This window comes from Actinoplanes sp. NPDC051633, from assembly GCF_040681735.1.
Lineage (GTDB): Bacteria > Actinomycetota > Actinomycetes > Mycobacteriales > Micromonosporaceae > Actinoplanes.
Map to the genome: position 1 here is coordinate 1 of NZ_JBFAZH010000344.1, position 6890 is coordinate 6890.

At 73.5% G+C, this 6890-nt stretch carries 6 protein-coding genes; all 6 read right to left on the minus strand.

What is annotated here, in order from left to right:
• Positions 1-1172, minus strand: a 1172-nt coding sequence (locus AB0M20_RS19935) for a lipid II flippase MurJ (protein WP_364300136.1), incomplete at its 3' end; no start/stop codon positions are given.
• Positions 1169-1945 carry a hypothetical protein gene (locus AB0M20_RS19940; RefSeq protein ID WP_364300126.1) on the minus strand — a complete coding sequence of 259 codons (777 nt, stop codon included), beginning with the start codon at positions 1943-1945 and terminating at the stop codon, positions 1169-1171. The genes AB0M20_RS19940 and AB0M20_RS19935, both read right to left, overlap by 4 nt.
• 11 nt (positions 1946-1956) lie before the next feature.
• Positions 1957-2889 (minus strand): copper transporter, encoded by a 933-nt coding sequence (locus AB0M20_RS19945; protein ID WP_364300128.1) that lies wholly within the window; start codon positions 2887-2889, stop codon positions 1957-1959.
• Between the two features lie 18 nt (positions 2890-2907).
• Positions 2908-4086, minus strand: coding sequence for a putative cytokinetic ring protein SteA (gene steA, locus AB0M20_RS19950; protein WP_364300130.1), 1179 nt, complete (start codon positions 4084-4086; stop codon positions 2908-2910).
• Positions 4087-4172: 86 nt separating this feature from the next.
• Positions 4173-5888 carry a DNA repair protein RecN gene (gene recN, locus AB0M20_RS19955; RefSeq protein WP_364300132.1) on the minus strand — a complete coding sequence of 572 codons (1716 nt, stop codon included), beginning with the start codon at positions 5886-5888 and terminating at the stop codon, positions 4173-4175.
• A gap of 61 nt (positions 5889-5949) precedes the next feature.
• Positions 5950-6840 (minus strand): NAD kinase, encoded by an 891-nt coding sequence (locus AB0M20_RS19960; RefSeq protein ID WP_364300134.1) that lies wholly within the window; start codon positions 6838-6840, stop codon positions 5950-5952.
• Positions 6841-6890 lie beyond the last annotated feature (50 nt).

Sequence of the window (6890 nt, forward strand, 5' to 3'; positions counted from 1 at the left end):
GTCCCGGCCGCCGCGGCGACCGTCCAGCCCCGCGCGTACAACGCCCGGGAGAGCAGCGCGAACAACGCGTACCCGAACAATCCCGCCGCGAACCCCGCGATGCCCGGCGCCGCCGCCTCGGCCCGGACCAGCTCCGCGATCGGCGTGGCCAGCGCGGCCAGCGCCGCCGCGCCCAGCCCGGCGAGCAGCACCACCGACCGGGCCGCGGGAGCGAGCGCCGCGCGGTACCCGTCGAGGTCCGCGGCCGACAGCGTCGGGTACACCGCGGTGGCCAGCGGCACGGCGAGAACCGCCCAGGGCAGCAGGAAGACGGTCTGCGCGGCGTTGTACGCGACCAGCCCGCCGCTGACCGCCAGCAGGATCGCGACCAGGGCCATGACCTGCTGTGCGCCGACGGTGACCGCACCGGCCCAGCCGAGCCGGATCGCTCGCCGGCCCTCGTCGCCCGGGAAGGCGTACCGCGGCCGCAGCCGCAACCGAAGCCGCCGCAGCGGGATCAGCAGGCACAGCGCGAGCACCAGCACGCCCAGCGTGGTGCCCACCGACAGCACCCGCTCGCCGGCGTCGCTGAGCCCGCCGAAGTCGGTGCGGGCGCCGTCCATGGCCGCATAGGTCAGGTACGCGCTCATCACCGTGACGCTGGACAGCAGGGGTGCGATCACCGGCCAGGCGAAGCGGTGGTGCGCCTGCAGCACACCGGTGAGCACGATCCCGATGCCGTAGAGCGGCAGCTGCGGCGCGAACACCCGCAGCATGCTCGCCGCCACCTCGCGGTGCTCGTCGGGCACCCCGGGCAGCAGCGCGGAGATCGGCCCGGCCAGCAGCGCGACCAGCACGGCCAGCGGCACGAGCAGCGTCAGTACCCAGGTCAGCAGCGCGGACGACACCGCGTTCACCCGCTCGCGGTCGCCGGTCGCCACGTGCGCGGCCAGCAGCGGCACCACCAGGGACGCCAGCGCGCCCCCCGCGACCAGCTCGAAGACGATGTTCGGGATGGTGTTCGCGGCGTTGTAGATGTTGCCGAGCGGCCCGGTGCCGACGGTCTGCAGGAAGACGAAGGTGCGCCCGAAGCCGGCGATCCGGGAGATGACGGTGAGGATCGTGATGACGGCGGCCGCCCCGGCGATCCGAGTCGCACTCGCACCCGCCGGGTTCGCCGAGCCGGTGGTCACCGAGGCAGCCGGCCCAGCTCGTCGAGCGTGCGCAGCCACGGCGTGTCCTCGATGACCTTGGTGAAGCTGACCTTCTCGCTGGCGGCGGTGAGCCCGGCCAGCACGGCCAGCGCGAGCGCGCGCCCGACCGGGCCCGTGCGCGCCACCAGGGCCACGCCGAGCAGGGCGCCCAGAGCGTTCGCCCCGGCATCGCCGAGCATGATCTCCTCGCCGAGGTCGGCGGGCAGCAGCGCGGCCGCCGCGCCCAGCGTGCCGGCGGCCACCGACCCGTCGCGGCCCAGCGCCAGCGGGGCGCCGATCACCGCGCCGGCTTTGATCGCCCGGCCGGGGCGCAGGTCGAGCAGGTTGAGCAGGTTGGCGGTCCCGGCGATCACCCCGGCGCCCAGCAGGACATCGGCCCTGTTCCGCGACGGCAGCAGGGCCGAAGCGGCCAACGCCCCGGCCCCGACACCGACGATCTTCACCAGTCCGGAGGTGACCCGCCCCTCGCGCAGCGCGCCGAGGTGACCGCGGAAGCCCTTGGCCTTGTGCTCCGGGCGGTTTCCCACGACGTCGTCGTACAGGCCGACCGCGCCGGAGATCGTGCCGGCGACCACCGCCGCCCGCCGGTGCCGGCCGCCGGCCGCGGCTCCGACGGTGGCGCCCAGGGCCAGCGCCGGCCCGCCGGCCAGCGACACCGTGCGGCCGTGGAAGTTGGTGCGGTCGAGGGCGCTGTCACGGCGGGCCCAGGCCAGAACGGCGCGGGCGGTGAGGGCGCCGATGAGTGGAGACATGGCCGGTAAGGCTACGCGGCGGCCCTGGGCACCAGCGCGGTGCCGCCGGCCAGGCCGTACTGCCCCACCTTGCCGCCGACCACCCGCTCGACCACGGTCAGCGCGGTCGCCACCTGCCCCTGCACCGAGCTCGCATTGTCCACCGTGGAAATGGTCTTGACCAGCGTCGGGTCGGCCCGCACCTCGGCCACCAGGTTGCCGTCCACCGCGCCGTCGCCGGCCACCACGGTGGGCCGCGCCGCGCCCGCGAACTGCGTGGTCAGCGTGACCGCCGCCTGGGTCTTCTTGGCGGCCTGGGTGTCGGTCGGCGGCAGCCCGGAGACGATCACCGTCGCCTCGGCGCCCGCGGCCGGCTTCTCGGTGTCCACGGAGATGTAGCCGGGCTCGGCGTACGCGGTGAGCACCGACGTCAGGTCGCCGGCGCTGACCGGGCTGGACTGCTGCTGCAACGCCCGGGCCAGCAGCGCGCTGGAGGTCTCGACCCCGTTGCTGTTCATCGGCAGCCCGGCCGCCGGGACGGTCGGCTGCGACGCCTGCTCGGCCAGGTCGAGCAGCTCGACGTCGTTGAGCGGGTCGAAGAACTTCTCCTGCACGTCGATCTTCGCGGTGACCGTCGCGCCGGCCACGGTCAGCATGCTGATCACCTGATCGGCGTACTTGTCCGTGTTCGGCAGCGCCAGCACCAGGATCTTGCGGCCGGCCAGCTTGCCGTTGAGCAGCATCGGCGACACCTGGGTGGCGAAGACCTGGGCGTTGGTGAGCTCCTCGCGGAACTGGTTCTGCTGGTCGCGCAGGTTGCTGTTGTCCTTGCTGACCGACTGCACCTGCTCCTGGAGGCTGTCGGCGACCGGGCCGTTGAGCGCCGCGGTGCCGACGACCAGGCCGATCGCCAGCGCGAGGAAGACCGCCGTCAGCGACACCACGTGGTACCGGAAGTTGATCACGACAGGAAAGCCCCAGAGCTAGAAGAGGTGGCCCAGCTGGAACACGAGATTGTCCCACCACTCACTGACCACGGCGAGGTAGGCCTTGGCCACCGTGGAGACCGCCACCGCGGAGGCCATCGACGCGATCGCGGAGAGGACGAGCAGCAGCAGCGACGAACCGCTGATGTTCTGCCGGTAGAGCCGGCTCACGCCCTTGGCGTCGACCAGCTTGCCGCCGACCTTGAGCCGGGTGAGGAAGGTGGAGGCCATGCCGCCGCGGCCCTTGTCGAGGAACTCGACCAGGTTGGCGTGCGTGCCGACCGCGACGATCATCGACGCGCCCTTCTCGTCGGCCAGCAGCATCGCGAGGTCCTCGCTGGTGGCCGCGGCCGGGAAGGTGAGGGCGGCGATGTCGAGCTGGGCGACCCGGTCCAGGCCCGGGGCACGACCATCCGGGTACGCGTGCACGACCACCTCGGCGCCGCAGCGCAGCACGTCGTCGGTGACCGAGTCCATGTCCCCGATGATCATGTCGGGGGTGTAGCCGTTCTCCACCAGGGCGTCGGCGCCGCCGTCCACGCCGATCAGCACCGGCTTGAACTCCCGGATGTACGGCCGCAGCACCTCGAGGTCGGCCTTGTAGTCGTAGCCGCGGACCACGATCAGCACGTGCCGGCCGGCGATGTTCGTCTGCACCATCGGCACGCCGACGCCGTCGAGCAGCAGATCGCGTTCCTTCTGCAGGTAGTCCATGGTGTTCGCGGCGAACGCCTCGAGCTGCACCGACAGGCCCTCGCGCGCGTCGGCCATGGCCGCCGCGACGGTCTCCTTGTCCTGCCGGATGCCGGTCGCCACCGCCTCGCCGTCGAGCAGCACGGTGTCGCCCTCGATGGTGACCACGTCACCCTCGCGGATGCGGTCGATCAGCTCCTCGCCCAGGTCGTCGATCAGCGTGATGCCGGCGCCGACGAGCACCTCCGGGCCGAGGTTCGGATAGCGCCCCGAGATCGACGGCTTGGCGTTGAGCACGGCTAGCACCCCGACCGCGACCAGCGAGTCGGCGGCCACCCGGTCGATGTCGACGTGGTCGATGACCGCGATCTCCCCAGGGCGCAGCCGCCCGACCAGGCGCTTGGTCCGGCGGTCGACGCGGGCGATGCCGGATTGCTCTCCCGGTTCGACCGTCCGGGTCCGGCGCAGAGTGGGAAGTCGCATCGTGGCCCATCCTGACACGCCGATTCACCCCGGCCACACGCGACATGCGCGATCTCACCCCCAAAAGGGGCAAATTGGTGGGCTGCCTAGCCGCGTTTCTCCTTGCCCGCGACGGCCAGCAGCTCCTCGGCGTGCGCGATGCCCAGGTCTGAGTCGGGCAGGCCGGCGAGCATCCGGGCCAGCTCACGCGCCCGCTCGGTCTCCTCCACGACGCGTACCCCGCTGGTCGTGATCGCCCCGCCCATGTCCTTGGCGACCACCAGGTGCCGATCGGCGAATGCCGCCACCTGCGGCAGGTGGGTCACGACCAAGACCTGATGGGTACGCGCCAAGCGCGCGAGCCGCCGCCCGATCTCCACCGCGGCCTGCCCGCCCACCCCGGCGTCCACCTCGTCGAAGACCAGCGTCTCGGGCCCGCCCGCACCGGCGAAGACCACCTCGATGGCCAGCATCACCCGCGACAGCTCGCCGCCCGACGCGCCTTTCTGCAACGGCAGCGCCGGCGCGCCCGGGTGGGCCAGCAGCCGCAGCTCCACCTCGTCGGCGCCGTCCGGCCCCGGCCCCTCGCCCCGCGGCGACACCACCACCTGCACCTTGGAGTGCGGCATGGCCAGCCCGGCCAGCTCGACGCTCACCTGGTCGGAGAACCGCCCGGCCGCCTCGGCGCGCGCCTCGGTGAGCCGGCCGGCCAGCTCGAACACCAGCGCCTCGAGCCGCTGCCGCTCGCGGTCGAGCTCCTCGAGCAGCTCGTCGGAGGTGTCCAGCAGCCCGAGGCGCTCGCGCGCGTGCTCGGCCCAGGCGATCACGCCGTCGACGTCGTCGGCGTACTTGCGCATCAGGGCGCGCAACGCGGCCCGCCGCTCGTAGATCACCTCGAGCCGGGCCGGGTCCGCGTCCAGCAGGCCCAGATACGCCGACAGCTCGGCGGACACGTCGCCGACCAGGGTCGCCGCCTCCTCGACGCGGGCCGCCAGATCGCCGAGCTTGGGGTCCACACCGGCCTGCGCCTCGAGCGTGCGCCGCGCCGCGCCGAGCAGCTGGGTCGCGTCCGGCGCGTCCTCGGTGACCTCGACACCGCCGGCGAGGGCCTGCGCCGCCTGCGCCGCGGCCACCCGCAGGCCCTCGGCGTGCTCCAGGCGCTGCCCCTCGGCGCGCAGCTCGTCGTCCTCGCCCGGCTGCGGATCCACCCGGGTGATCTCGTCGAGCCCGAGCTTGAGCAGCTCGGCCTCCTGCGAGCGCTCGCGGGCGTTGCGGCGCCGGTCGGCCAGGTCGTCGACGGCGGTCCGCCAGCGCGCATGCGCCTCGCGATAGGTCTCCAGCAACTTCTCGTGCTCGGGCCCGGCGAACCGGTCGAGCGCGCCGCGCTGCTCGGCCGGGCGTAGCAGCCGCAACTGGTCGGACTGCCCGTGCACGGCCACCACCTGCTCGCCGACCTCGCTGAGCATCGCCACCGGCATGCTGCGGCCGCCGACGTGCGCCCGGGACCGGCCCTCGATCGTCACCGTGCGGCTGAGCAGGACGGTGCCGTCGTCGTCGACCTCGGCGCCCGCCTCGGTGATCCGCTCGGTGACCGCGCCGCCGAGCGTCCCGGCCAGGCGCAGCCGGCCCTCGACCACGGCCCGGCCCGGGTCGGCGCGCACCCGCCCGGCGTCGGCGCGGCCGCCGAACAGCAGGCCCAGCCCGGTCACCACCATGGTCTTGCCCGCGCCGGTCTCACCGGTGATGACGTTCATCCCCGTCGTCAGGTGCAGGGTCGTGTCGTCGATGACGCCGAGCCCGGTGATCCGCAGTTCCTCCAGCACAGGGCAGAGGGTAGTGGGGGCGTGTGACAACTGCCCACTCGCCGAGGGCATCTCCCGTGGATCAGCGTCGATTTCCGCGCCAGCCGTCCACCGGCAGGGCGAACTTGGCCACCAGCGTGTCGGTGAACGGGCGCGGCGCGAGCCGCACCAGGCGGACCGGCAGGTCACCACGCTCCACGGTGACCCTGGCGCCGGGCGGCAGGTCCCAGGTGCGCCGGCCGTCGCAGCAGAGGACGGCGAACGACGTGTACGGGTCCACGGTGATCGTGAAGGTCGAGGTCGGCGCGGTCACCAGCGGCCGGCTGAAGAGAGCGTGGGCGCTGATCGGCACCAGCAGCAGCGCCTCGACCTCGGGCCACACCACGGGCCCGCCGGCCGAGAACGCGTAGGCCGTCGAGCCGGTCGGCGTGGCGCACACCACCCCGTCGCAGCCGTAGCGCGACAGTGGCTTGCCGTCCACGTCGACGAGCAGCTCGAGCATCTGGGCGCGCTGTCCCTTCTCGACGCTGACCTCGTTGAGCGCGAACGACTCGGCGATCAGCCGCCCGTCGTACTCTGCGCGCACGTCCAGCGTCAGCCGCTCGTGGACCGAGTACGACCCCGCGACCACCTCGTCGATGACCCGGTCGATGTCGCCGGTCTCGGCCACCGCCAGGAACCCGACGTGCCCGGTGTTGATGCCGAGCATCGGCGCCTTCGCCGGGCGGGCCAGCTCGGCGGCCCGCAGGAAGGTGCCGTCGCCACCCATCGCCAGCACGATCTCGACGCCCTGGGCGGCGTCCGGATCGTCGGTCATCGGGATGACGCCGGCCGGCAGGTCCAGGTCGCCGACCTCCTCGGTCAGCACCCGCACCTCGAAGCCCGCCGCCAGCAGGTCCTGCGCGACCGTCCGGGCGTGCGCGGCGCTCTGCCGGCGGCCCGTGTGGGGCCCCAGCCGGGGGGCGCGCGGCATAGACTGTCCACCACGGGGTGGGGGGGTAATGTTCCCGACGGGGCCGCGGC